Origin of the sequence: Chitinivorax sp. B (assembly GCF_005503445.1) — a bacterium.
Classification (GTDB): Bacteria; Pseudomonadota; Gammaproteobacteria; order Burkholderiales; family SCOH01; genus Chitinivorax.
Map to the genome: position 1 here is coordinate 1 of NZ_SCOH01000034.1, position 26,357 is coordinate 26,357.

General features: G+C 51.6%; 19 protein-coding genes. 10 read left to right on the forward strand and 9 right to left on the reverse strand.

Going from position 1 to position 26,357, the window contains the following annotated elements:
- Positions 1-400: 400 nt before the first annotated feature.
- The 8 genes from trxB to FFS57_RS18225 all read left to right on the forward strand — a co-directional run bounded on the left by trxB (position 401) and on the right by FFS57_RS18225 (position 8,639).
- Entirely contained in the window at positions 401-1,354 is a 954-nt protein-coding gene (trxB, locus tag FFS57_RS18190) for a thioredoxin-disulfide reductase (protein ID WP_137939242.1), read from the forward strand.
- A gap of 138 nt (positions 1,355-1,492) precedes the next feature.
- On the forward strand, positions 1,493-2,116 hold the full coding sequence (locus FFS57_RS18195) for a Smr/MutS family protein (RefSeq protein ID WP_137939243.1): 624 nt from the start codon (positions 1,493-1,495) through the stop codon (positions 2,114-2,116).
- Between the two features lie 194 nt (positions 2,117-2,310).
- Positions 2,311-3,966: a phospholipid carrier-dependent glycosyltransferase gene (locus FFS57_RS18200; protein WP_171014049.1), complete on the forward strand. Its 1,656-nt coding sequence runs from the start codon at positions 2,311-2,313 to the stop codon at positions 3,964-3,966.
- Positions 3,963-4,334, forward strand: a complete 372-nt coding sequence (locus FFS57_RS18205; RefSeq protein WP_137939245.1) for an SMR family transporter — start codon at positions 3,963-3,965, stop codon at positions 4,332-4,334. The genes FFS57_RS18200 and FFS57_RS18205 overlap by 4 nt, the downstream gene beginning before the upstream one ends.
- On the forward strand, positions 4,334-5,458 hold the full coding sequence (locus tag FFS57_RS18210) for a DegT/DnrJ/EryC1/StrS family aminotransferase (protein ID WP_137939246.1): 1,125 nt from the start codon (positions 4,334-4,336) through the stop codon (positions 5,456-5,458). The genes FFS57_RS18205 and FFS57_RS18210 overlap by 1 nt, the downstream gene beginning before the upstream one ends.
- A 250-nt stretch (positions 5,459-5,708) precedes the next feature.
- Positions 5,709-6,653 (forward strand): glycosyltransferase, encoded by a 945-nt coding sequence (locus tag FFS57_RS18215; protein WP_137939247.1) that lies wholly within the window; start codon positions 5,709-5,711, stop codon positions 6,651-6,653.
- Complete coding sequence (locus FFS57_RS18220) at positions 6,653-7,576, forward strand: formyltransferase (RefSeq protein ID WP_502705927.1); 924 nt, start codon at positions 6,653-6,655, stop codon at positions 7,574-7,576. Before FFS57_RS18215 ends, FFS57_RS18220 begins: the two co-directional genes overlap by 1 nt.
- Positions 7,577-7,595: 19 nt before the next feature.
- On the forward strand, positions 7,596-8,639 hold the full coding sequence (locus FFS57_RS18225; protein WP_137939249.1) for a bifunctional UDP-4-keto-pentose/UDP-xylose synthase: 1,044 nt from the start codon (positions 7,596-7,598) through the stop codon (positions 8,637-8,639).
- A 928-nt stretch (positions 8,640-9,567) separates the two neighbouring features.
- Here FFS57_RS18225 and FFS57_RS25290 read toward each other — a convergent pair.
- Entirely contained in the window at positions 9,568-11,421 is a 1,854-nt protein-coding gene (locus FFS57_RS25290) for an HD domain-containing phosphohydrolase (RefSeq protein ID WP_137939250.1), read from the reverse strand.
- 261 nt (positions 11,422-11,682) lie between these two features.
- On the opposite strand from FFS57_RS25290, the gene FFS57_RS18235 reads away from it, so the two are divergent.
- Both FFS57_RS18235 and FFS57_RS18240 read left to right on the forward strand, forming a co-directional pair.
- Positions 11,683-12,849, forward strand: coding sequence for a pyridoxal phosphate-dependent aminotransferase (locus tag FFS57_RS18235; RefSeq protein WP_137939251.1), 1,167 nt, complete (start codon positions 11,683-11,685; stop codon positions 12,847-12,849).
- A gap of 202 nt (positions 12,850-13,051) precedes the next feature.
- Positions 13,052-14,668, forward strand: coding sequence for a cyclic-di-GMP receptor FimW-related protein (locus tag FFS57_RS18240; protein WP_137939252.1), 1,617 nt, complete (start codon positions 13,052-13,054; stop codon positions 14,666-14,668).
- 79 nt (positions 14,669-14,747) lie between these two features.
- On the opposite strand, the gene FFS57_RS18245 is transcribed toward FFS57_RS18240, so the two are convergent.
- The 8 genes from FFS57_RS18245 to FFS57_RS18280 form a co-directional block, all read right to left on the reverse strand.
- Positions 14,748-15,314, reverse strand: coding sequence for a chalcone isomerase family protein (locus FFS57_RS18245; RefSeq protein ID WP_137939253.1), 567 nt, complete (start codon positions 15,312-15,314; stop codon positions 14,748-14,750).
- Positions 15,315-15,479: 165 nt separating this feature from the next.
- Complete coding sequence (locus FFS57_RS18250) at positions 15,480-16,715, reverse strand: ABC transporter substrate-binding protein (RefSeq protein WP_171014050.1); 1,236 nt, start codon at positions 16,713-16,715, stop codon at positions 15,480-15,482.
- A 255-nt stretch (positions 16,716-16,970) separates the two neighbouring features.
- Positions 16,971-18,176 carry an acetyl-CoA C-acyltransferase gene (locus tag FFS57_RS18255; RefSeq protein ID WP_137939255.1) on the reverse strand — a complete coding sequence of 402 codons (1,206 nt, stop codon included), beginning with the start codon at positions 18,174-18,176 and terminating at the stop codon, positions 16,971-16,973.
- Between the two features lie 108 nt (positions 18,177-18,284).
- Positions 18,285-20,657, reverse strand: a complete 2,373-nt coding sequence (locus FFS57_RS18260) for a 3-hydroxyacyl-CoA dehydrogenase/enoyl-CoA hydratase family protein (protein ID WP_137939256.1) — start codon at positions 20,655-20,657, stop codon at positions 18,285-18,287.
- A 113-nt stretch (positions 20,658-20,770) separates the two neighbouring features.
- Positions 20,771-22,375 (reverse strand): OmpP1/FadL family transporter, encoded by a 1,605-nt coding sequence (locus FFS57_RS18265; RefSeq protein ID WP_171014051.1) that lies wholly within the window; start codon positions 22,373-22,375, stop codon positions 20,771-20,773.
- Positions 22,376-22,583: 208 nt separating this feature from the next.
- Entirely contained in the window at positions 22,584-22,994 is a 411-nt protein-coding gene (locus tag FFS57_RS18270) for an acyl-CoA thioesterase (RefSeq protein ID WP_137939258.1), read from the reverse strand.
- Positions 22,995-23,046: 52 nt separating this feature from the next.
- Positions 23,047-25,500, reverse strand: a complete 2,454-nt coding sequence (locus tag FFS57_RS18275; RefSeq protein WP_249384061.1) for an acyl-CoA dehydrogenase — start codon at positions 25,498-25,500, stop codon at positions 23,047-23,049.
- A gap of 28 nt (positions 25,501-25,528) precedes the next feature.
- Positions 25,529-26,218, reverse strand: a complete 690-nt coding sequence (locus FFS57_RS18280) for a TetR/AcrR family transcriptional regulator (protein WP_137939259.1) — start codon at positions 26,216-26,218, stop codon at positions 25,529-25,531.
- Positions 26,219-26,357: the final 139 nt, after the last annotated feature.

The following is a 26,357-nucleotide window of genomic DNA, read 5'->3' on the forward strand; positions in this document are numbered from 1 at the left end:
CAGTAATGGCCGGATCACTTCAAATTGGGCACGACTAATGTCGCTCGGGTAGCTTTTTCTCATCTCCCAAGTGTCTCACATTCAACCAATCACAAAGACTTTGAACAGGCTCTTAGAAGGTGCGCGTGATGATACCACAGCATTTTCCATGTAAATCCATGAATAATAACAACACAGTAAAATACCCATGCAAAGTGAATGCACATAACTCACAAGGCTTTCATAAAAAATATGAACTCCAAACGCATATCCAGAATGACTCCATTACGATTAAGATCGCCGATGAATAGTTAACGACTATCAATAACATCAACAAAATAAAATGCAACAAAGACTAGGCTACGTCTTGGTTGTTGGTAAAATGAATCACCTCGATTAAAGACCAAGGAAACCGTTCATCATGACTGCCAAACACTCCAGCTTACTGATCCTGGGTTCCGGCCCGGCTGGTTACACCGCCGCCGTCTACGCCGCGCGCGCCAACCTCAAGCCGGTTCTGGTCACCGGCTTGGCGCAAGGCGGTCAGCTCATGACCACGACCGATGTTGACAATTGGCCCGCCGATGCCACCGGCGTACAAGGCCCGGAGCTGATGCAGCGTTTTCAGCAACATGCCGAGCGTTTTGGCACCGAAATGATCTTTGACCACATCCATACCGCCAAGCTGAATGAAAAACCGATCCGACTGATTGGCGACAGTGGCGAATACACGTGCGATGCACTGATCATTTCCACTGGTGCGTCTGCCCAGTACCTGGGGCTGGAATCCGAACAAGCCTTCATGGGCAAGGGGGTATCCGGCTGCGCAACCTGCGATGGGTTCTTTTATCGCAACCAAAAGGTATGCGTGGTTGGTGGCGGCAATACCGCAGTTGAGGAAGCTTTGTATCTGGCCAATATTGCCAGCCATGTTACGCTGGTTCACCGTCGTGACAGCTTCCGCGCCGAGAAGATTTTGGTCGACCACCTGATGGAAAAAGTCGCCGCCGGCAAAATCACACTGGAACTGAATCACACGCTGGACGAAGTATTGGGTGACAATACCGGCGTGACTGGCGTCCGTATTAAATCCACCAGCGATAGCGCCACCAAGGATCTGGAACTGATGGGTTGCTTCATCGCCATTGGCCACAAGCCGAACACCGATATCTTCGCCGGTCAGCTGGAGATGGAAAATGGCTACATCATCACCAAGGGTGGCCGCAACGGTAATGCCACCGCAACCAGTATCCCAGGTGTCTTTGCTGCAGGTGACGTACAGGACCACATTTACCGCCAAGCAGTTACCAGCGCAGCATCAGGCTGCCAAGCTGCACTGGATGCGGATAAATATTTGGCTTCACTGAACAAATAATCCTGCCACCGATTGCAGTTGCAACATACGCGACCGGTATCGCCGTCGCCGTCAGCTGTGATATCGTGAAATTCGGCATGCGCGCCCAACCGGCCTGCATGCCGTTTTCAATTTTTTTGCAGCTTGTTGGTTTTTCTCATGGACGACGACGCACTCTCCCGACTCAAGGCACTCCGCAAGCGCCTCGTGCAGCAATCCATCCCCACCGTCAAACCCGCGCCTATTCCCGCTGACGAGCTGGACAAGCAAGTATTCAATGCTGCCATGAAGGATGTCATGCCACTTCGCCATCAACCGCGCGTGGCATTAAATCCGCCCAAACCCTGGCCCGTTGCGCGACAACATGAGCTTGACGAACAGCAGGCACTGGTCGATTCCATGAGCGACTGGAGCGAGTGGGAGTTCGGACCGGAAACTGGCAACGAACCCGCCTATGTGCGACAAGGCATGCGGCGCGATACACTGAAGAAACTACGACGTGGGCACTGGGTAGTGGAAGCGCAAATTGATCTGCACGGCCTGACAGTGGATGAGGCTCGCTTTGAAATCGCCCAGTTTCTTTACCTATGCAAGCGTGACAACAAGCGTTGCGTGCGCATCATCCACGGCAAAGGGCTGGGATCCAAAAATCGGGAATCTGTACTGCGAGCCAAAGTACCAGGCTGGCTGACACAACGTGATGAAGTGCTGGCGTTTTGCCAAGCCCGTAAAGTGGATGGCGATTCTGGTGCATTAATCGTACTGTTGCGCGGCAGTAACTAATTACCCAACTCGGCCCCGAATCAATTTTATCTGTAGCGTAGTGTGGCAATTCAATTACGTTCAAGCTGAAATTTGCCATACCCGTCTGACTCAGGAAAGCGCCAAGCTCACATCTGCATGTATCGGCCAAAACAAGCGGACGATAAGACGATAGTGGTAGAATGCCGCCTTTTCCACTGAATATTGTATATCCCGTGTCTGATTTCTCATCAAAGCGTATCCTGGCAGTGCTGCTATTGATTTTTGCCGTAATTTGGTTTGGCCAGCTGGATTACCGCAAATTGGTCAAGCCCGATGAAGGGCGATATGCCGAGATTTCACGAGAAATGGCGGTGACCAATGACTGGATTACCCCACGACTGAACGGCCTGAAGTATTTCGAAAAACCTCCTATGCAATACTGGGCGACTGCTGCCGCATTCAAAGCCTTTGGCGAGCGCGAATGGACTGCTCGATTGTGGACTGCATTGACAGGCTTTCTGGGGGTACTGCTGGCTGTATTTGCTGGCTGGCAGCTATTTGGCCGACGTAGCGGCCTGATTGCCGGACTGGTATTGGGCAGTAGCTTCTACTACTTGGCCTTGGGCCATATCAGCACACTTGACATGGGTGTATCCCTATTCCTGGAACTGGCACTGGTCGGCTTCATGCTGGCGCAACGTGATCAGGCCTCTCCACAAAATCGCCGTAACTGGATGTATGTCGTCTGGCTGGCCATGGGTGGTGCGATGCTATCCAAGGGGTTGATCGGACCCGTTATCCCAGGCATGGCACTGATCCTGTACATATTGATGACTCGACAGTGGGCATTACTAGCTCGAATGCATTGGCTGGCCGGGTTCGTATTATTTGCTGCTGTCGTTGTGCCTTGGTTTGTGTTGGTGTCACATCGCAATCCGGAATTCCTACAATTCTTCTTCATTCATGAACACTTTCAGCGCTTTGCAACAGATGGTGCGCGACGCGATGGCGCAATCTGGTATTTCGCTCCAATCCTGTTGTTGGGCCTCACTCCATGGCTTGGCTGGCTGATCGGCAGTACTTGGCAAGCACGCTTGCGTGTAGTAAGCCAGGTGTTTCAGCCCAAATGGCTGCTTTTGATTTGGTGTGCATTCATCTTCGTCTTTTTCAGTATTTCCAAATCAAAGCTCCCGGCTTACATCCTGCCAATGTTCCCAGCACTGGCCTTGTTGATTGGCGATCATTTGGCCAAACAGACTGCGGAATCACTGAAGAAACATGCGTTAATCCTGCTGGTGATCTGGTTGACACTGAGCGCGGTGCTGATGATCGTGCCAAGCTTTTTGCGTTATGACAGCAACGAAACCCCACGCGCACTGATCGAACAATATGCAATATGGATTCAAGTAGGCGCCTGGTTCGCCACTATTTGTTTTGCGCTGGCTTGGTGGTCCGCGCACCGGCAACGGATTGACCACACACTGATGGCAATTGCACTAGGTGGCGTACTGGCTAGCTCACTGTTTCTCAGCGGCCACAATAGCTTAGCCCCGTCCAATTCGTCATATCATCTGGTTGAGCAGATCAAGGACAAGCTGCAACCGAATGCACCCTTCTTCGCCGTCAACACCTATGACCAAACGTTACCGTTTTACCTGAAGCGGACGTTAACCATGGTGAACTATGCTGACGAACTGGAACTTGGCCAAACCCACGAGCCTGACAAAGCCATCCGGACGGAAGCTGAATTTCAACGAATCTGGCAACAATTACCCGTCGCTTATGCACTGATGACCCCAGGCCACTATGAGCACTATGCCAGCAGTAGCCTGATTCCCATGCGTGTATTAGCGCGCGATACTCGTCGAGTCATTATTACCAAACCATGAAACTAACTGAATTTTCCCTGATTTTGACTGGTGTTTTGCTGAATGCCATTGCTCAGCTATTGCTGAAGGCTGGTGCCAACACAATTGGTCACTTTGAATTTCAACCGTCCAACATCCTGCCAATTGGCTGGAAACTGGCAACCAATCCTTATATATTCGGTGGCCTGTCCTGCTATGCCATCAGTGTAGTGGTATGGATTTTGGCCCTGTCTCGAGTCGAAGTCAGCATTGCTTACCCGATGCTGTCAATCGGCTATGTGGTCAATGCGCTGGCAGCCTGGTGGTTGTTTGGCGAAGCCGTCTCGGCGATGCGCCTGGTGGGCATCGGTGTCATTATTGTTGGCGTTTGCCTTGTAGCGAGAAGCTAATGGATTTTCTTCCCTTTACCCGCCCCACAATTGACGAAGCAACCATTGCAGATGTCGGTGATGTGCTACGTTCTGGCTGGATCACCAGCGGACCCAAAGTCAAAGCATTTGAAGCGGCGCTGAGCGAGTACTTTGGCGGCCGTCCGGTACGAGTGCTGAATTCCGCCACTGGCGGCATGGAAGTCGCATTACGGCTGATTGATCTGCAACCTGGCGATGAAGTGATCACCACACCGCTCTCCTGGGTTGCTACCGGCAATGTCATCCTTAACACCGGTGCAAAACCAGTGTTTGTCGATATCGACCCGATCACCCGCAACATTGATCTGAATTTGGTTGAACCCGCCATTACACCAGCAACCAAAGCCATCATGCCTGTCGACTTGGCTGGGCTGCCGGTTGATCGGGACAAGTTGTATGACATCGCCCACCGACACAATTTACGGGTGATCGAAGATGCCGCCCAGTCCATGGGAGCCACTTGGGGTGGGCGACGTGTTGGCAGCTTTGGCGATCTGATATCCATCAGCTTTCACGCCAACAAAAATCTGACCACTTCAGAAGGGGGTTGTCTGGTACTGAACGACGAAGCACAAATTCCGCTGTTCGAAAAATTGCGTCTGCAAGGCGTGGTGCGCTTTCCTGACGGCAATATGGACGTTGATCTTGCCGGAGGAAAATACAACCTGACTGATATCGCAGCCGTCATAGGCCTGAATCAACTCAAGCATATCGATGCATTCACCAGCAAACGCAAACAATTGGCACAGCATTACTTTGACAAGCTGGACACTTCGCTTGGCCTGGGTTTGCCACTGGCTGATTTCGAGCACAGCAATTGGCATATGTTCCAGATTACCCTGCCACTGAATCGCCTGACCATCAATCGTGGTGATTTCATTCAGGCAATGCATACCAAAGGAATTGGTGTAGGTGTACATTACCCGGCCATGCACCTGTTCACACTTTACCGCCAGCTAGGCTGGCAAGAGGGGGACTTCCCCCACGCAGAACAAGTGGGCCGTGAAACCATCACGCTACCGCTGTTTCCATTGATGGAAATTACCAATGTGGAACGCGTGTGCGAGGCAGTGCATGAGATCGTGTCAGCCAATCTGCACTAAGTAATGTTAAACGCACTTCAAGTACCTGGTCAGCAGCCGAAACTTGAACCGATAGCATCAAAGTAGGCCAGGATGCATCCCTACCCGTCTGTGGACCAACAGTGGCAAAGCACTGTTGAGACGGATTGCCCTGTCGCATGTCAATCAGCCACACGATGCTGATTTGCCTCATCATTCCTGGGGTTGCGCGGACAATGGGATCGCCATTCCTGTTGTGTTAACTTTCAATACAGGCGAAACCAACAACCATATGACGCCGCAAGTTACTGTCATCGTACCAGTCTATAACGAGGAAGCCGGACTGCAAGCCCTGTTCGACCGTCTCTACCCAGCATTGGATGCACTGAGTCGCAGCTATGAACTAATTTTCATCAACGATGGCAGCAAAGACCGCTCGCCAGCGATATTACGTGAGCAGTTCCAACGGCGCCCAGATGTTACCCGTGTCATTTTGTTCAATGGAAATTTTGGACAGCACCGTGCCATCCTGGCCGGTTTTGCACATTCACGCGGTGATTATGTGGTAACCCTGGATGCCGACTTGCAAAACCCACCCGAAGACATTGCCACGCTGCTTACTAAAATGGATGAAGGCTACGACTATGTCGGCTCGATACGCCGCCAGCGTAACGACAGCACTTGGCGGCATATTGCATCCCGTGCCATGAACCGGCTGCGCGAGCGAATCACCCGTATCAAAATGACCGACCAAGGTTGCATGCTGCGTGCCTACCATCGCAACATCATTGATGCCATCAACCAATGCAGCGAGATGAATACCTTCATCCCCGCACTGGCCTACACCTTTGCCAGCAAGCCTACCGAAGTGATCGTCGGCCATGACGAACGGGTTGCAGGCGAATCGAAATATTCGCTATACAGCTTGATCCGGCTTAATTTTGACTTGATGACCGGTTTTTCAATTGTACCGTTACAGATGTTCTCAATGCTAGGGATGGCCATCTCCTTTATTGCAGGCCTGCTCGTTGTTGTATTGGCTGCCCGTCGGGTCATTGTCGGCCCTGAAGAGGGTGGGTTATTCACCCTGTTTGGCGTGGCCTTTTTCCTGATCGGCATTACTTTGTTTGGTATCGGACTATTGGGCGAATATATTGGCCGCATCTATCATGAAGTACGCAACCGGCCACGCTACATCGTACAGGCGGTGTTGGAACAAAAGCAGGAGGATGCCTGATGGCGCGTGCTGTAGTCTTCGCCTATCACAATGTGGGTGTGCGTTGCCTGGAAGTCTTGCTGGCCCATGGCGTTGAGATTAGCCTGGTCGTCACACATGAAGACAATCCTAATGAAGCCATCTGGTTTGACAGTGTCGCCCAACTGGCCTCCCTGCACGACATCCCGGTCATCAAACCGACAGACCCCAACACAGATGATGTACTCCACCAAATTAAGGCAGCCCAACCCGACTGGCTATTCTCATTCTACTATCGCCATATGCTGAAAGCCCCTTTATTGACCGTTGCACCTCGCGGGGCCTACAACATGCATGGCTCATTACTACCAAAGTATCGCGGTCGCGTACCAGTAAATTGGGCCATTATTCATGGCGAAATCGAAACCGGCGCGACCCTGCATGTGATGAACGAAAAGCCGGACAATGGCGCAATTATCGACCAACAATCTGTTCCCATTCTGCCCAATGACACCGCTCAACAGGTATTTGAGAAAGTTACCACAGCAGCGGAATTAACACTGTATCGCTGCCTGCCAGCTCTGCTGGCAGGTACCGCGCAACGCTTTCCGCAAGATTTGTCGCAGGGGGGCTACTTTGGCGGTCGCAAGGCTGAAGATGGCCGCATCGACTGGGCTCAGCCAGCCATCGTCATACACAATCTGGTGCGGGCTGTCGCCCCACCCTACCCTGGTGCACATACCTGCATTGCCGGCCAACCCGCCCGCATTTTACGCACCCTGGTAGTCAGCCAACATCTCGTTACCACAGCAATGCCCACCTTATATATGCAAGACAACAAGCTCTTTGCGAATTGTGGCGATGGCAGTATTCTCCGCATCGTCGAATTGGAACTCGCTGGCACTCCCCTGGATGCGGCCGGCTTTATGCAACGCTTCGGCCACACGCCGCAAACGCTTGCCTGAACTTATTTAGGACCACATCATGAAGAAAATCCTGATTCTCGGCGTGAATGGCTTTATTGGCCACCACCTGTCCAAGCGTATCATCGATACCACCAACTGGGAGGTGTACGGCATGGACATGAACACCGATCGGATTACGGATCTGCTGGGCAACCCACGCTTCCACTTCTTTGAAGGTGACATCACAATCAACAAGGAATGGATCGAATATCACGTCAAGAAATGTGATGTCGTATTGCCACTGGTCGCCATTGCCACTCCGGCTACCTATGTGAAAGACCCGCTACGCGTCTTCGAACTGGACTTCGAAGCCAACCTACCCATTGTTCGCCAGTGTGTCAAATACCACAAACGTATCCTGTTCCCATCCACCTCGGAAGTGTACGGTATGTGCCATGACAGCCAGTTCGACCCCTATGAATCCGAATTGGTCTACGGCCCGATCGAAAAGCAACGCTGGATCTACGCCTGCTCCAAGCAACTGATGGATCGTGTTATCTACGCCTACGGCTCGCGCAATGAGCTCGACTTCACCCTGTTTCGCCCGTTCAACTGGATCGGCGCTGGCTTAGACAGCATCCACACCCAGAAAGAAGGCAGCTCCCGCGTGATCACCCAGTTTCTGGGCCATATCGTTCGCGGAGAAGACATCAAGCTGGTCGATGGCGGCGAACAAAAACGTGCTTTCACCTACATCAACGATGGCATCAACGCGCTGATGAAGATCATTGAAAACAAGGACGGTCGCGCCTCTGGCAAAATCTATAATATCGGCAACCCCAGCAACAACTTCTCAGTACGCGAACTTGCTGAAATGATGCTGGAACTGGCACTAACCTATCCGGAGTATCGTGACAGCGCACTGAACGTGAATCTAGTGGAAGTTAGTTCTGGTGACTATTACGGCAAGGGCTATCAAGACGTCCAAAACCGTGTCCCAAAAATCGACAACACCATGCAAGACCTGGACTGGAAGCCCCAGTTCAGCATGAAAGAAGCTCTACGCTATATCTTTGATGCTTACCGCAATCAAGTCGCAGAAGCGCGCCGACTGGTAGAATGATTTTCTGCAGTATGACACCCAAGGGCAACCCGTTTGGGGTTGCCCTTTCTTTTTTCATTTGCTTATTTGCCGAGCCTCGGGCGATTAGATGACTCCCTATCATGTGGCCAAACAGGATATTTCTAGACTTGACCATGAAAACCATCCTGTGGTGCCAATCGTTACCATGCACTAATGTTCATGAAGAAAGGAACAGACGAATTTAGTACCGATGGCCATGCCACCTTAATCAAATTGGAATTTATTGGAAAGTAGAGGGATACGGCACACCATCCAAACTTCATGTGCCGAGATAAGACGAGATTACCCTTGGAAGACCTGTTTAATTTTACATTAAGCCATCAAGGACGGGCCATTAACAAGGGGCGGCGTCGAATATCAAATCTGACCCTCGGCCACCCGACCGACGATCACGCTTATATTACGCATAACTGCATTACAGCTGACGCATCGAACATCCCCTGATGAATGCAGGTAGAACTGCTCACACGCACAACGCGTGCAATAGAACGCCGGCCCAAAATCCTCGTGTTGGACTGTTTTTTTACGATAACTAGCCAGCTCGACAACGCGGCCCATGTTGGTATCTCCATATTTTGCAGCTTGGAATCAAGTCAGCGGGCTGAACAGGTAGTAAGTACTGCTGACTTGCCGCCACACGCAAGCTGGTATGGCGTAACTAAACTGTAGCAAAATCCATCTCGCATGAATATACGAAAAAACCGAAACACAACCGAACGCTTATCACCAGCAGATAAACGGTTAATTTTCAAAGTGTTGCACCGCACAATCAATGTCACCTCCAGTCATTCGTCTTAATTTAATACTCATCATTCGGCGTTTACTCCTCCTAGTAATGATCTACATCACCCCATGATAAAAATGTTCAAAAAACGCATATACGAACTTTATTCGATATCGAATAATTTTACGCCACTTGCTCGACCGCAGACATGGCACCTTCATAGACTCGGGCCTCAATGAACAGATTGACAAGATCAGAATCCAGCTTGCCATCCCGTACCTCCATATTCAAGACATCCAGTGCACGATCAATTGGCATCGCGGCCTTGTAAGGCCGATCACGTGCGGTAAGGGCGTCAAAGATATCGGCAATGGTCATCATGCGTGTTTGAATCGGAATCTCGTCAGATTTCAAACCCCGAGGGTAGCCAGAGCCATCCAGTTTTTCGTGATGACTGCCTGCAATCATCGGTATCTGCGCGAGATCGCCTGTCCACGGTATGGCAGCCAGAAAGGTATAGGTATGGCTGACATGGGATTCGATTTCATGACGTTCATCCAATGTCAAACTGCCCCTGGTTACTGACAATGCAGTATATTCGTCATCCGACAACAATCCTTCATGAGCCCAAAAGGTTACCGGCAGCTGAAACGTTCGAATTTGTGCCAAACGATCAGCATCGTCACGGTGCAGCATGGCAGGCTCATTTGCTTGCTCCAACAATGCCAAGTAGGTATCGAGCTCCATTAACTGTGCCCTGCATTGCTCGACCAGCAATGTGCCGGGCGCATGGCCACAATGAGGGCAATGGGGATGCTGTTCAGCAAATTCCCGCATCACCCGCTCCTTAAGCCACAAGATGCGCAACCGGATGCAGTCCATCCGCTCATGAGAAAGCTTCTTGGATTTGTTCAGCACATGCTCCCGCACACCCACTTTGCCAAAATCATGTAGCAATGCAGCGTAGCGTAATTCACGCCATTGCGCTCGATTCAACTCGGCATCGCGCAAACGTGCTATAGGCGATCGCGCCAGCAGATCAGCCAGTTGACAGGTGTAATCAGCCACCCGGAAAGAATGACCACTGGTTACTGGATCACGAGCTTCAATCGCCATCACAGAAGCCGCAACAAATCCCTCAAACAGATTACGAATATTGTCGAGCAACAGGCTGTTTTCGATCGCCACCGCTGCCTGACTGGCCAAGGCTTGTAACATTTCACAGGTGTCTGTATCAAAAGGCTGGCCTTGCCGATGGACAGCTTTGACGTTCAGACACTGCACGATTCCAATCACTTCATCCTGATGATTGCGCATCGGAATAGTCAACAGCTCCCGCGTCTGATAGCCATAAGTACGGTCAAAGCTTGGATCGAAGTGGTAGGGCAAGGAGCCCGGAAGCGCATAGACATCGCCAACATTGACAATTTGGCCAGTCAGCGCTGCATAGCCTGCTATCGACTGCTTGTCGATACGGAATGTCCGTTCCGGCAATTGCAATGGCAATCGCTCGTTGTGAAACAGTTTGAACTGCAGCATGGGTACGGGACCATCTTTCCGAACCAGGAACAACGAGCCAGCTTCACAATCCGCCAGTTTGCGCGCCTCCTTCAATATCTCATCCAACAAGCGAGGCAGTTCCTTTTCTGAGCTCAACGATATGCCGATCTGAGTAATTTCTCGCAGGCTCTGCATCTGCCCGCGCAATTCCTCCTCCAGCATCATCAAACGGGCACGGTTACCTGCCACCTTGCAGGCCGTTTCGATCAGCCGGGCCAGCGCCTCATCAGATATGGATAGAGCCAGCGGCACATCCATATCACCCTCTAAAGCAGCTACCAATCCGCCAAAGGGCTCGGATTGGCACCAAGCAGGCCGAACAGCACCCACACCTAACAACACCAGTGCTACACCTGCGGGGTGTGTAGCCAACCATGGATCGCCCAACAAACAAACCCGATAGGTTGGCAACAACACCGCTGCCACCCTTTCCAGCCAGCTCTGATCACTGACCCCAATTAACCATGTCGCTTCCACGCTACACCCTTACCCGAATACCCTGTCTCAGTGTAGTCAATTAGATCCATGATTACATTCAAAAATACGATATTAATTACTTATTGAAAAAATCAGCAACCAACTAAAATAACAAGAAATTATTAAAGCTCAAGAAAAACACCCTACCAAACAAATCCCAAGGAGAGAACATAATGAACATCTTGCGCAGCTGCTGACACATTGGGTCGCCACACTGGCATGGGTATACTGGTGAATCTACTCGGCCATCACGTCACAATCATGCCTAAGCTCAAACTTGCCAGCCGCCTCGAATACATTGAACCCTTCCGTGTCATGGCACTCCTTGCGCGAGCAAAAGAGCTGGAAGCCAAAGGTCATGACATTATTCACATGGAAATTGGCGAACCAGACTTCCCTACTCCGCCAGATATCGTTCAAGCCGGCATCGCAGCCTTGCTACAGGGAAAGACGGTCTATACCCCTGCATTAGGCATTCCTGAGCTACGTGCCGCCATTGCACATTTTTACGCCCATCACTACAAAGTGGTTGTCGATCCTGCCCAAGTTGTCATCACTCCTGGCGCATCCGGTGCGTTGCAATTGGCGCTCAGTGCAATACTGAGCCCCGGGGACGAGGTGATTCTAAGCAACCCGACCTACCCCTGTAATCGGCATTTCATTCACATGTTCGAGGGCGTTCCGAGGTTGGTTGAAGTGGGGCCAGCACAACGTTTCCAATTGACTGCTGCACTGACCCGCGAACACTGGTCGTCACGCACCCGTGCTGTTATGGTTGCCAGCCCAGCCAATCCGACTGGCACATTGATTGATCCCGATGAACTGGCACAGATTGGCGATTGGTGCCTAATGCACAATGCAGCTTTGCTGGTCGATGAAATCTATCAGGGCCTGATCTATGACCAGCCAGACCAAACTGTGTTAGCCCGCCAACCCAACGCTTTTGTCATCAATAGTTTTTCCAAATACTTCCAAATGACAGGTTGGCGGCTGGGTTGGCTGATTGCGCCACTCGATGCAATCCCAGCCATCGAGAAACTAGCAATGAATGCATTCCTATCACCATCCGCCCCAGCACAATATGCAGCACTGGCCGCATTCAGTGATACCACGCTAGCTTTGCTGGAAAGCCGCCGTCAATGCTTTCGTGAGCGCCGGGATTTCTTGTTGGCCATGCTGACAGAACTGGGGTTTGACATCCCCGCTCAACCTCAAGGCGCTTTTTACATCTATGCCAATGCCAGCCACCTAACGGACAATGCCGAGCAGTTTGCGATCCGCCTACTCGAATCGGCTAATGTTGCTATTACACCCGGCCTGGACTTTGGCGGTACTGCTGCCAGCCAGTATCTGCGCTTTGCCTACACTACATCGATTGAGCGCATGCGCGAAGCAGGAGCTCGAATCAAAACATTCATTAAAAGTTAAATGACTGGTGCGCCGCAAATCAAGCAATGACAAGGAGATAAGTGAAAATCCAAGCATGCTTAATGCATCAAAATCATTGAATATTAGCTCTAATTTAGTTTACTATTGCATAATTAAAATAATATCCCGATGTTCGAATGTTGCTTTACTTACCGCAGACCAACCAGTAGCACCGGGAACAGGGAAACTAGAAAGGCTAGCGATGTTCGACTTCAAGGGCCTGATTTCGGCCCTACTGCGCCGCCCACCGGCAGATGGGGTTCATAACCTCAAGTCAGCCACCATTTGGGTGCAAGAATTACCACAAGGCGACATTCATCAAGCTCAGGCGGAAATTGTCAAAACACTGGCAGCACTCAACACCAATGCCAGGATGAATCTAAAAGAGCGCATCAAAACCATTCTTTACTTGGATGAAAAAGCACAACCCTTACAACAGTCGCTTTGTGAGGACTACATTGCAGATACTGGCTTTGGCAAGCATTACCTGCCAACGATCATGGCGTTCTGGACCGAAATGGCAAACGCCTACAAAACCTGCCTTCGACAATATGCCGAAAAACCAGCACGCGGTGTTAATACCGATCTGCCCGTAGTGACTGCGCGGGGCCTATATTACTTCGGCATGATTGCCAAATGGCATCATATTCGTTACTTGCCGGTCGATGGTAAGGTTTGGCGCAATCTACATCGCTTTTATACCTTTGCCGAAGCGGAAGGGTTTGCCCGGAATCAGGTTCGGCTGTTTCCAGGTGAGTTACCAACCAGCTGCGTTCGCGAATACCTACGCCCACTGATGTTGGAGTTGGCCGTTCCCGCCTCGCTGCTTCCCGGACAAATCCTGATGGTGACCCACTGGCTGGAAACCTGGACTGACTTACTGTCACTGGACAGCCAAGTCCGGCCACATCGACAGCTGTTTGCCGTCAATCTGGACGAGCCCAAACCCGCCCGTAAATTGCGCCGCAATATGGTCGACAGCAAATATCGGTATTGGAGTACTGACCTGCTGATCGAACGCATTGAGCAGGTCATCGAGCAATTGAAGCAAGGGGAACTACCCGCCCGCCTGGGGTTGAGCGAAGCGTTTCGACTTCCTTCCGGAATGGATCTTTTGGAGAACATCGCCAATCGATGGTCACGCGAAGGGGCCAGCGCCACTCGCAAACATGAGCGACAGCGCGAAGAGAAAAATATCCAGGTCATTCATGGCTTACAGAAAACGCTGGAACAACTTCGTCATCCAGAACGTTTCAAGCAACTTCGTCGTAATGGCAAAGGCAATACTGGTATCGAGATCATTGCAAACAGTGCACCCGTCATTTCAGAAGACGAACCGGATATGCTGAGCGTAGAGCTGCGTGAATGGCAAATGGAAAATGCCAGTCAATATGGGATTGGCGCCAGTTTCACTTCAGATTTTGATGACGATCTGGCCGTGGGCGATTTAATTGGACTGAAACCCCAAGAACAAGCACGTTTTGCTATTGGCATCGTTCGCCGTATTCAGAAGAATATCCAAGGCGAAGTCTATGTAGGCATCGAAACCATCAATCACACACCTGTACTTGTAGAATTACATTCTGCGGCATCGGGTATGACCGAGCAAAGCCTCATGACCACCAACGCCATCTACTTGCCTGAAGCCGATGATGGCATGCTCCCCCGATGTCTACTCATGCCGACCCAAGACTTTGAAACTGGCAAAGAGCTACAACTAAAAGCCCAAGGAAAATCATTCACGATTCGCCTCAAACATTCGATTGAGCAAGCAAGTGATTACACCCGAGCGCCATTTGCAGTACTTGCCAAGCATTAATCGACTTTGGGCACCCATCGTGCAACCTATTAAAAAGCCGTGACTTAGGCCACGGCTTTTGCTTATCCAACAGGCTGGATTAGCCTTCAAGCATCGATTTCTTTAAATCATCCTGAACTGGCTTCTTGCCTAGCCAGATTCTCAGCATAGCTGCCTGAAAATCCATGCCCTGGATCACATCCTTAGGCTGATTACGCACGGTGATTCGTGTCGACCCATCAGCATTGAAATCCAAATGAATCACATCATTTTCACGCACTTCTCGTACAGCCTTGAAGATCTTCTCCATTTCAGCAATCTTGGGCTGAATGGCTGCCAGTTCGGCGCCGCTGGTATTGGCTGTGATGCCTTCCTTGAAAGCATCCAGCATCTTTTCTGCCTCAACATCACGCTTCATAACCAAGGTCACGCGACGCGTCTGCTTGGCGCCGATGATAGCGTCGGCATCCCTGCTCTTGGCAGACAGGTACAATCCTGCCACATAAACCTTGGCCAAACCGAATTTGGTGCGCACCCCCGCCCCATTCAGCGACAGCTCGCTGCCAGCCACCGCAACTTTATCATCCAGCTTGACACCCGCGACCTCCGCAGCGAAAGCAGGCAGGGTTGCCACCACCAGTGCTGACGACAGAATCCATCTCTTCATTACATCCCCCTCTATTTCAAAACCCAACTCGACTAGAGCTTATATTCTAATCATGCGCTATATTGTTCGCTTGATCGAACCATGTCAAGCCAGCCGCACATTAACCAGCCTGTTACATACATAGCATGAGCTGAGCTGGCAGCAATATTGGCTAGCTTGCTGGACTTATTTCTTGACTAACGGGCAGGTACTCTGTGCCAACGGCTTGAATACGTTATCGGCTTTCAATGTGCGCTTGATCTTCAGGAGATCCCACTGGGCTTCACCTTTGGACTCCAGCGGTTTTTTGACTTCAACCAGATACATATCATGCATCATGCGACCATCTTCACGGATATAGCCATCCTTGGTGAAGAAGTCATTGACTTTGGTGGTTCGCATCCGATCCATCACCGCATTTCCCTCATCGGTCCCTGCAGCCTGTACGGAGCGTAGATAATGCATCACCCCCGAATACACCCCAGCCTGTGAAGCCGTTGGCATTTTCTTGGCTTGGGCAAAAAAGCGCCGGGCAAATTCACGGGTTTCGTTATCTCGATCCCAATAAAAGCCGGTAATGAACTTCATGCCCTGTGCGACATCAAGCCCCAATGCTTTGATATCACTGTCAAATACCACCATGCCAACCGGCTCCTGCTCCGGGCCGAACAAGCCAAATTCGCGGGCTTGCTTAACGGCATTGACAAAATCACCGCCTGCAACGGCAAACACCATCCCTTGCGCCCCACTTTCCTGCATTTTCAAAAGATATGGGGTGAAATCAACATTTGATGGGGGTGTTTTAACAAATGGCGCATAGACCTTGCCACCTGCCTTACGCACGGCCATGGCGGCCAGGAAAATATCATTGGCGGTCGCTTTGTCAGTCTTATCGCCATAATCGGTTGCCATCACCGAGAAACTCTTGATACCGTCATTGATCAATTCACGCATCAAGCCATGAGAGGCCGCATAAGCATCATAAACCCAATCCACCGCCAACCGGCTGCAAGCATCGTTGGTCAACGCAGAGGTCGAAGCGCCGGTTTTGATGGATACCACGCCACGTTCCGAGAAATATTTGGATACTCCGATCGCCACTTGCGAATTCATTAATTCAGTGACCATATCGACACGTGGACGCTGCAGATCCCAGGTTTTAGCAATAGCCATTGCATCGTCCAGCTCATTTTTGTGATCGGCACTGACCACCTCGATCTTTTTTCCCAATACTCTGCCACCAAAGTCCTTGACGGCCATTTGAGCAGCAAGCGTCGCGCCTTTGCCACCCACATCAGCATACACCCCGGACATATCAGTCAACACACCAATACGTACAACATCATCCGACACGCCAGCCCCTTGGACGAATGTGCTCGCCAACGCGATACCTATGGCAGCAACCAGCTTTTTCAAGTGCATGATGGCCATCCCAATCCTCTCACTGAATCTTAAAAATCAGCATATATTAATATTAGAACATTAACTCAACAATCAGGAAAATCATTACGCTTCAGTCCATTGGCTCATCCTTCAGCCTAGCAGTCACTCCTGATTGCCAACGCAAACGGTCAAACGACCGTTTCGACAAAATACTCTAAATTTTAGCAACAAAAAGGGGAAGGCGCACACCTTCCCCTAATCAAATTTACGTATTGATTAATTTTTTCGATACATTTACAGCACTTGGATGATACCAGCAGCGCCCATACCGGTACCGATACACATGGTCACCATGCCGTACTTGCCTTGCATACCATGACGACGCATGCCATGGATCAGCGTAGCGGTACGAATCGCACCCGTTGCACCCAGCGGGTGACCCAACGCAATAGCACCACCCAACGGGTTGATCTTGCTGGTATCCAGCTCCAGGTCACGAATCACCGCCATAGCTTGTGCAGCAAATGCTTCGTTCAGCTCCATCCATGCGATGTCGTCACGTGTCAGGCCAGCCAAGCGCAATGCTGCTGGAATTGCCTCTTTCGGACCGATACCCATGATTGCAGGCGGTACACCCTTCACCGCAAAGCTGACGAAACGTGCCAACGGTGTCAGGTTGAACTGCTTCAGGATCTTTTCCGATACCAAGATTACCGCACCGGCGCCATCCGACATCTGTGACGAGTTACCAGCCGTCACCGAACCCTTGGCATCGAATACCGTCTTCAGCTTGGCCAGACCTTCCAGGCTGGTATCAGCGCGTGGGCCTTCATCGGTATCCAGCAATTTCTTGACGATGTCGACTTCGCCCGTTGCCAGATTTGGTGTACGGTAGATAGCTTCCAGCGGCGTGATTTCATCCTTGAATTCACCAGTTTGGATCGCTGCGATAGCACGACGATGGGATTCAGCCGCAAATGCGTCCTGATCTTCGCGCGATACTTTCCATTGCTGTGCCACTTTTTCAGCGGTCAAACCCATGCCATAAGCAATAGCAACATTCTCGTCCTTGGCGAAGATTTCCGGATTCAGGGAAATCTTGTTACCCATCATCGGCACCATGGACATCGATTCGGAACCCGCCGCGATCACAACATCTGCCTCACCTGTGCGGATGCGATCAGCTGCCATTTGCACAGCATTGATACCGGAAGAGCAGTAACGGTTGATGGTCACGCCGCCAACCGTGTTCGGCAGACCAGCCAACAATACGCCAATACGCGCCATGTTCAGGCCTTGCTCGGCTTCCGGGAATGCACAACCTACGATCGCGTCTTCGATCAGATTGACATCCAGCGACGGCACTTGTGCCAGCGCGCCTTTGATTACATGGGCCAGCATGTCGTCCGGGCGGACGTTCCGCATCATGCCACGTGGCGCTTTGCCGACCGGGGTACGGGTCGTGGCTACGATGTAAGCTTCTTGAACTTGCTTCGTCATTTCAACATTCTCCAAATGAATTCTATCGACCTGTCCGAAGTCCGCACCCAGTGCGGCGCTTCGAGCACCGAGAAGCCGCATTCCATGCGGCTTCCAGCTCAGTCATGATCAGTTGCGCAGCGGCTTGTTGTTCTGCAGCATGTAGAAGATCCGCTCTTGCGATTTCGGATGCTTCAACAGGCTGATGAATGCCTTGCGCTCCAGGTCGAGAACCCATTGTTCGTCTACCAGCGTACCCGCTTCAACATCACCACCGCTCATTACGTCAGCAATGGTCGCAGCGATGTGATAATCGTGCTCGCTGATGAAGTTACCTTCCTTCATATTGGTCAACTGACCACGGATCGAAGCTGCACCTGCACGCCCAGCAACCGGGAATCCCTTCACCTTCAACGGTGCACGGTAGCCCGATTCGTACATAGCCAGTACTTGCTGCTTGGCAACGTGCAACAGTTCGTACTCATTGAATACAACCATGTCGGACTTGCGGATGTAACCGAACTCTTGACCTTCCTGTGCCGACGTACCTACCTTGGCAGTGGCAATCGCCATGAAGTAGTCAGTCAGTGACTTGAATACATCACCCTTGGCCTCCTGCGCCGCACGCAGTGCGAATTCCTTACATCCGCCGCCACCTGGTAACAGACCAACGCCCACTTCCACCAGCCCAATGTAGGTTTCCAAGTGTGCAACGATCTTGTCGCAGTGCATGGCGAATTCGCAACCACCGCCAAAGACATAGTTCTTGGTTGCAGCCACAGTCGGAACCTGGCTGTAGCGCAGACGCATGGAGGTGTTCTGGAACTGACGCACCATCTCGTCGATTTGCTCCCACTGGCCAGCCATGAATGCCGGGCCCATGGACATCAAGTCCGCACCAACCGAGAACGGATCTTCGGTTTGCCAGATCACCAAACCCTTATAGCCCGCTTCAGCAAGGTCGATTGCCTTGTTGACAGCAGCCACGACATCCGGACCGATCGCATGTGCCTTGGATTTGAAGGAGATGATCAATACGCCATCACCTTGGGTCCAGACGCGTGCGCCATCATTTTCGAATACGGTTTCACCGTAAACCGGTGCTGATTCGCCAACCAGACGGGCCGGGAACAGTTGACGCTGATAAACCGGCAATGTGGAGCGCGGTACCAGTGCATTTTTGGTCGGGCTGTAAGAGCCAGCATCGCTGTGCAGCGTGTCACGCTCGAACACCCAAGCCGGCAATGCGGCAGTCGCAATACCCTTACCTGCTGCGATATCCTCCTTGATCCATTCTGCAACTTGCTTCAAGCCAGCAGCTTGCCACGTTTCGAATGGTCCTTCAGACCAACCGAAGCCCCAACGAATCGCAAAGTCAACATCACGCGCATTGTCTGCAATGTCAGCCAAATGGAAAGCAATGTAATGGAACACGTCACGGAAGCACGCCCACAGGAATTGGGCCTGCGGATGCTCGGACTCGCGCAAAGCTTTCAGCTTGGCAGTTACATCTTTGTTCTTCAGGATTTCTTTGACGCTGTCGTCGCCCTTGACGCCAGACTCAACATAGGTACCCGCTTTCGGGTCCAGAACCAGCTTCAGCTTGCCATCTTTTTTGTAGATACCCGCCTTGGCCTTTTGACCCAACGCACCAGCTTCAATCAGCTTGGTCAGCCATTCCGGGGACTTGAACAGCAGGTGCCAAGGATCATTCGGCAGGGTGTCCTGCATGGTCTTGACCACGTGGGCAAAAGTGTCCAGACCGACCACATCAGCGGTACGGAAGGTAGCAGATTTTGGACGACCCAGACGTGGGCCGGTCAGATCATCAACTACATCAAAACGGATACCAAACTTATCTGCATTGTGGATGCATGCCAGCATCGAGAATACGCCGATGCGGTTTGCAACAAAGTTTGGTGTGTCCTTGGCGCGTACCACACCTTTACCCAAGGTGGTCACCAGGAATTCTTCCAACTGATCCAGCTTACTGGCATCGGTATTTACACAAGGAATGATCTCAACCAGATGCATATAGCGTGGCGGGTTGAAGAAGTGGATACCGCAGAAGCGTGAACGCATGCTGTCTGGGCAACCTTCCGCCAGTTTGTTGATGCTGAGGCCGGAGGTGTTGGTTGCGAAGATCGCATGTTCGTTCAGGAATGGCGCTACCTTCTTGTACAGATCCAGCTTCCAGTCCATGCGTTCAGCGATGGCTTCGATCACAACATCACATTCACGCAACAGCTCGAGGTGCTGGTCATAATTCGCCGGAGTGATGAAATCGGCCTTTTCCTTGCGGCCGACAGGCGAAGGCTTCAGCTTCTTCAGATTGTCAATGGCTTTGAGTACGATACCGTTCGGGTTACCTTCCTTAGCTGGCAAATCGAACAGAACGGCCTCTACATTGGCATTGGCGAGGTGTGCGGCAATCTGCGCGCCCATCACGCCAGCGCCGAGCACGGCCACCTTGCGTACCACGAATTTAGAAGTCTGAGACATAGCTTCCTCGAGGGTTGGACATTAATCATCTGGGCTTGGCGTCAACCCCATGGTGACCGCCAAGCCCACGTTCATCGGGCTAGAAGATGCCCTGTTCATTCATGCCAGGTTGCTTAGAAGGCATGGTTAACCTGCAACCCGACAATGCTTGCTTTTACGTCATACTCACCACGGATCGTACCGTTACTGCAGTTGCAGTTAGGGTCTGCCGGCCATTTGCCGTCATTGTTATCGGTGGAGTTGATGGAACCAACATCGACACGCACCAGGCTGTAAGCCATATCAATCGACGTATTCTTGGACAAGCGCCAGTTAGCACCTACCGAGTACCATGTGCGATTGCCATCGGGGATACTGGCCGTACGGTTCGAATCCGTCACCGGAGAGCGATCCAGTTGCCAACCAAAACGCAGCATCCAGGCATCGTTCAGGCGCACATTGGTACCAACGGAGAATTTGTTGGTATCAGTCCAGTGCTCTGGCGTAATGCTGTCAGGTGTGGTCGATTCGAAATCGATACGCAATTCCTGCAGGCGCGAATGGCGGGTACGAGTGTAATCAGCCATCACCGCCCAGGTATCATTGATTTGCTTGAAGAAGCCAAGCGACCATGACTCGGGGGTATCCACCCCCAGGCTTACACGGGAATCTTCATGTCCAGCCGTTCCCGCCGCCGGGTTGAACGGTGCCGCAATCGCTTGTGCTGCACCTGCGCCAATCGGCAATGTAGTCCCGCCCAGAGAGTACGTGTAATTACGCACGGAATCCGGTGTGGTCCAATCAGCATCACCCTTCAACTTGTGCGAAATCTTGGAGCGATAGGACAATCCCAGGCGCGTAGTTGGATCGATCTCGAACAATACGCCAAAGTTATAGCCGAAGCCCCAATCGTCCCCCTTGACCGCAATGTAGCCATCGTATTCAGGGTTGGCGAATGCAGCGGAAGCTTTTGCTAGCATATCGCTCTGCACGCTTGCTGCCGCAACACGACCAGCTTGCTGAGCCTGTGCAGCACTACCACCTGCCGCAATAACTTGCTGTGCCGCCCCAGTCGCTGCCTGCGATGCTGCTGCCGGCATCGTCCGGACCAATGCGCCGGCAATCACGCCACCATAGTTCACCTTACGGCCCAACTTACCCTTCGCATACTGCATGGTCAGGCCGCCACCAACTGATACCATCGGGTTGATGCGATAAGCAAACGACGGGTTAAAAGCAAATGTTTTCACTTCTGTTTCAACCACGTTGTAACGGCCAACCCAGTTCTCGTTGTAAGTGGTCTTGGACCCAAATGGAACAAAGGCACCCAGACCCACACTCATCTGATCATTGATTTTGTGACCAAAGTAAAAGTGGGGTACCGCAGTGCGTTCTGCAAATTTCCCACCTTCATTGGACCCGGTGGATTTAGCTTGCCCAAAAACAGTTGGCACAGCCGCAGCCAATGCGGGCGATGAAATGGTCGAACCTTCATCCTTGTAGGAGACGGTCGGGTTCACCACATTCAAGACCGCAGATACACTGGTACCGTTCAGCTTGGACAAGCCGGCCGGGTTATGGAAAATGGTTGAGGCATCAGCCGCTTCTGCACTGTTTGCATTGGCAACCCCTTGGCCCGCAGCACTTTGGGTTCCGAAGTGGTAGCCAGAAGCCAGTACAACTTGCGCACCGACCATGCCGATAGCCATCAGGGAAAAGCGGATTACGTTACGTTTCATAAATGTCTCCTTCATACTAGTTCTCGCGCATTTTTCGTTCGAGGGCAGGCAAGCATACATCAATTCATGCGCCATCATTAGAGCAAACCCTCAATTTTTTAGATGCTCAATCGCACCTCGCGAGACCCCCTCAGCCATAAGACATTGTTATCGATGAAACAAAACGTGGCTCAATCCAAATCAAATACAGCCCGCATCCAGCCTTGATTTACCCTACCAACTGCGGCAATTCACGTGCATTGCCAGAGACATCGACAGCCACATAGGTCAGCATGGCCTCCGTCACCTTGACCACATTCACCAAATCTGGGTGCCTTTGAGCAAATACTTCAACTTTGACCGTAATGGATGTCTTGCCAACACGTAAGCGTTCAACATAGAAGCTGACCAAGTCGCCCACATGCACAGGCTGATGAAACTGAAAAGCATTGACCGCCACAGTTGTCACCGCCCCTTGCGCACAACGTTGCGCTTCGATCGAGCCGGCAATATCCACCTGCATCATCATCCAGCCACCGAAGATTGCCCCTTGGGCATTCGCATCTGCCGGCATTGGCATGATGCGCATGATCGGCTGAGCATCCGGCAGGCAAGTATGAATATCTTGCTGATCCGTCATTGTGTTCTCCTGTCACCGCATAGGTATTGATAAGCGATGCACGTCCCTGCGGTTAGACCGGCTGGCGTTCGAATAATTGCGTATCGTGCTGCGTCAGTTGCATATCGAAGTCATCCACCATGATCACCTGACGCTTGAGCCAGCGAGCCCGCTTGACTGCATCAAACTCAGCCTGGGAGATCACGCCATTGTCGAGCGCCTCTTGTAGTCGCAATGTAGTTGCGACTTCCTTCAACGTGCCTTCACGTTGCGCTTTGCGCAGTCTGTTCTCGATGGCATCTGTCTCAATCGTGGCTTGTAATGCTGGGGCCAGTACTCCAATCGGATCACGCTCATCTTTAGAGATGTAGATACCTTGAGTCAGACGATTACGTGTGCCTCCTGGCTGCATCATCAAACCCGCCACCTTCGTTCCCAATTTGTCACAAGGTGGTTTGAATTGCATACCCAGCGGGAAAATGACCTGGCGCAGCACCCAGGCCAGCGGACGATTAGGTAGGTTGGCTAGAAAGCCATCAATCGCCTGCTGTACATCATAGAGCGCGGACTCCACCGCCCATTGCAACAGTGGCATATCCTCAAGTGTATTGCCTTCATCGGCATAACGCTTCAAAGCTGCGGTTGCTAGATACAACCCGGACAACATATCCCCCAATCGAGCCGACAACTTTTCGCGGAACTTCAATGTACCGCCCAGCGAGAACATGGCCATATCAGACAGCAAAGCAAATGCACTTGAGAAACGGGTGACATCACGATAGTAACGCGCATGCGGACCAGTAACGGGGCTGCCAACAATTCTGGCGCCTGTCATGCCCAACACCAGCGAGCGAATCAGGTTGCTACCGACAAATCCCAGATGTCCGACGAATGCGTCGTCAAAATCAACCGCATCATTTGCCATCGCAGCACGCATTTCCCGCAATACATAAGGATGGCAACGGATTGCACCCTGACCATAGATGATCATGCTGCGAGTCAAGATGTTCGCGCCCTCGACAGTGATGGCGATTGGAATGGCCTGATAGCCACGTGCCAAATAGTTGCGGGGGCCAACCACGACCGCCTTGCCCCCATGCACATCCATCGCGTCATTCAGTGTTTTGCGCATGCGCTCGGTGTTGTGGTATTTGAGTACAGCAGATAGTACGGACGGCTTCTCGCCAGTATCCAACCCCACCAATGCCAGACGCTGTGCCGCATCCATTTGATAGGTGTAACCGCCGATACGGGCCATGGCTTCATCCACGCCCTCAAACTTACCAATTGCCAAGCCAAATTGATCGCGAATACGGGCATAAGCGCCGGTCACATAAGATGCCAGCTGACCAGATGCCACAGACATGGCCGGCAACGAGATGCAACGGCCAACCGACAGGCACTCAACCAGCATCCGCCAGCCTTGACCTGCGTATTCACGACCACCAATGATCCACTCAAGTGGTATGAATACATCTTTACCCCAGGTTGGGCCATTCATGAACACCGCACCACCTGGCCAATGACGACGGCCAATGCTCACACCTTCATGCTCAGTTGGAACCAAGGCACACGTGATACCCACATCGTCTTTGTCTCCCAGCAGATGATCTGGGTCGTACAGCTTGAACGCCAAACCAAGAATGGTGGCAATAGGTGCCAACGTAATCCAACGTTTTTCCCAGCTGACACGAATGCCCAATACATTCTCATGGTACTGGCCGGTGCGGGGATCGGTGTAATCACCTTTGCAGACGATGCCATAATCTGGAATACCACCTGCATCTGATCCGGCATAGGGGCTTGTCAAAGCAAAGCACGGGATCTCGATCCCTTTTGCCAAGCGCGGCAAATAGTAGTTCTTTTGCGCTTCGGTACCATAGTGTTGCAACAACTCGCCAGGGCCCAGGGAGTTTGGCACCATGACTGAGACAGCTGCCGAGCCACCGCGGCTGGCGATCTTTGTCACCACTCTGGCATGACCATAATTGGAGAACTCCAATCCGCCATACTGCTTTTTGACGATCATGCCAAGAAAGCCATTGTCTTTGATGAACTGCCACATTTCCGGCGGCAGATCCTTCAATTCATGAGTAATCTTCCAGTCATCAATCATCCCGCAGAGTTGTTCGGTCGGGCCATCGATAAAGGCCTGCTCTTCTGCCGATAACTTTGGAGCGGGAAAAGTGTGCAGCTTCTGAAAATCCGGCTTGCCAGAGAACAGATCGCGATCCCACCATACCGTACCGGCATTGATCGCCTCTTGCTCAGTCTGCGACATAGCTGGCGTAATTTTCTTGAACAGGGCGAAGATCGGCCCGGTCAGCACGGCACGACGTAAAGACTTGACATTCAAAAGTACCGCCAGCGAAGAAGCCAAGGCAATCCACAACCAGCCGCAAGTCAACGCAAACGAAACGTAAGCTGCACCTGCCAACAAAGCAGCAGACCAGACAATCAACGGCGCACGCAGGTAACCCAATACCAGCACAACGATGACAGGAATCAATATATATAAGAGCAACATGGCACATCTTCCTACTTAAAATACTGGGCTATTGCGGGTTTTGTTGATTTTGCATACCTTCAACGTGCCGAATACCTGGGGCGGTCAGCCCAGCCACAACATAGGGCACCAGGTAATTCACCACCTGTTGTGGATCTCGGGAACCAGGCACGTGACTCTTCATGAACAACTTCACCACGTCGTTGCCAGCAAAGGCATAAAAGACGGTGCCCAACGCGAAATGCAGGCGCCACAACACTTCTTCGGTATTCAAATGCGGCAAGGCTCGCTTCAAGGCTGCACTGTAAGCCTCCAGCACTGCGTGATAGTGACGGGGCAACATCTCGCGCAATGCCTGGTGCGGTTCGGAAAACACGCGTGACATCAATCGAATGAACATCAGGCCACCGCGCGCGGGATCTTTTGCCATTCGAAGTGCTGGCTGCAAGAAAGCTGACACGATCCCCTGCACATCCAGCCCACCATCACCAGCATGCGTTTGAGCGTATTCCAGCTCCTGAAGACATTCCTGGTTATAAGGCGCCAACCGACGCGATATCACGCCTTGAAACAGAACTTCTTTCGAGCCAAAGTGATAATTGACCGCAGCAAGGTTCACTTCTGCCCGCTGTGTGATCATTCTGAGCGAGGTCGCCTCAAAACCATGCTCGACGAACAACACTTCGGCAGCATCCAAAATACGCGTAGCTGTGTCTCTATTGGTATCGGTGAGTGACATCTCAGGTGGCGTGATAAATATTGATCAAACGATTGTTTGAAACATACGTTTGCGCCAACACTTTGTCAACCGGAATCTGCACCAACATTGCTTAGTCGCCATACCCTTCAATGCTCAATTCAGCCAGAATGCAACTTCT

Coding starts and splice junctions, on each gene's coding strand:
- FFS57_RS18275 (WP_249384061.1), bottom strand. CDS start 25,500: ATGTTGCTCTTATATATATTGATTCCTGTCATCGTTGTGCTGGTATTG.
- FFS57_RS18255 (WP_137939255.1), bottom strand. CDS start 18,176: ATGACGAAGCAAGTTCAAGAAGCTTACATCGTAGCCACGACCCGTACC.
- FFS57_RS18220 (WP_502705927.1), top strand. CDS start 6,653: ATGGCGCGTGCTGTAGTCTTCGCCTATCACAATGTGGGTGTGCGTTGC.
- FFS57_RS18225 (WP_137939249.1), top strand. CDS start 7,596: ATGAAGAAAATCCTGATTCTCGGCGTGAATGGCTTTATTGGCCACCAC.
- FFS57_RS18210 (WP_137939246.1), top strand. CDS start 4,334: ATGGATTTTCTTCCCTTTACCCGCCCCACAATTGACGAAGCAACCATT.
- trxB (WP_137939242.1), top strand. CDS start 401: ATGACTGCCAAACACTCCAGCTTACTGATCCTGGGTTCCGGCCCGGCT.
- FFS57_RS18270 (WP_137939258.1), bottom strand. CDS start 22,994: ATGACGGATCAGCAAGATATTCATACTTGCCTGCCGGATGCTCAGCCG.
- FFS57_RS18195 (WP_137939243.1), top strand. CDS start 1,493: ATGGACGACGACGCACTCTCCCGACTCAAGGCACTCCGCAAGCGCCTC.
- FFS57_RS18240 (WP_137939252.1), top strand. CDS start 13,052: ATGTTCGACTTCAAGGGCCTGATTTCGGCCCTACTGCGCCGCCCACCG.
- FFS57_RS18235 (WP_137939251.1), top strand. CDS start 11,683: ATGCCTAAGCTCAAACTTGCCAGCCGCCTCGAATACATTGAACCCTTC.
- FFS57_RS18215 (WP_137939247.1), top strand. CDS start 5,709: ATGACGCCGCAAGTTACTGTCATCGTACCAGTCTATAACGAGGAAGCC.
- FFS57_RS18280 (WP_137939259.1), bottom strand. CDS start 26,218: ATGTCACTCACCGATACCAATAGAGACACAGCTACGCGTATTTTGGAT.
- FFS57_RS18265 (WP_171014051.1), bottom strand. CDS start 22,375: ATGAAACGTAACGTAATCCGCTTTTCCCTGATGGCTATCGGCATGGTC.
- FFS57_RS18205 (WP_137939245.1), top strand. CDS start 3,963: ATGAAACTAACTGAATTTTCCCTGATTTTGACTGGTGTTTTGCTGAAT.
- FFS57_RS18245 (WP_137939253.1), bottom strand. CDS start 15,314: ATGAAGAGATGGATTCTGTCGTCAGCACTGGTGGTGGCAACCCTGCCT.
- FFS57_RS18250 (WP_171014050.1), bottom strand. CDS start 16,715: ATGCACTTGAAAAAGCTGGTTGCTGCCATAGGTATCGCGTTGGCGAGC.
- FFS57_RS18260 (WP_137939256.1), bottom strand. CDS start 20,657: ATGTCTCAGACTTCTAAATTCGTGGTACGCAAGGTGGCCGTGCTCGGC.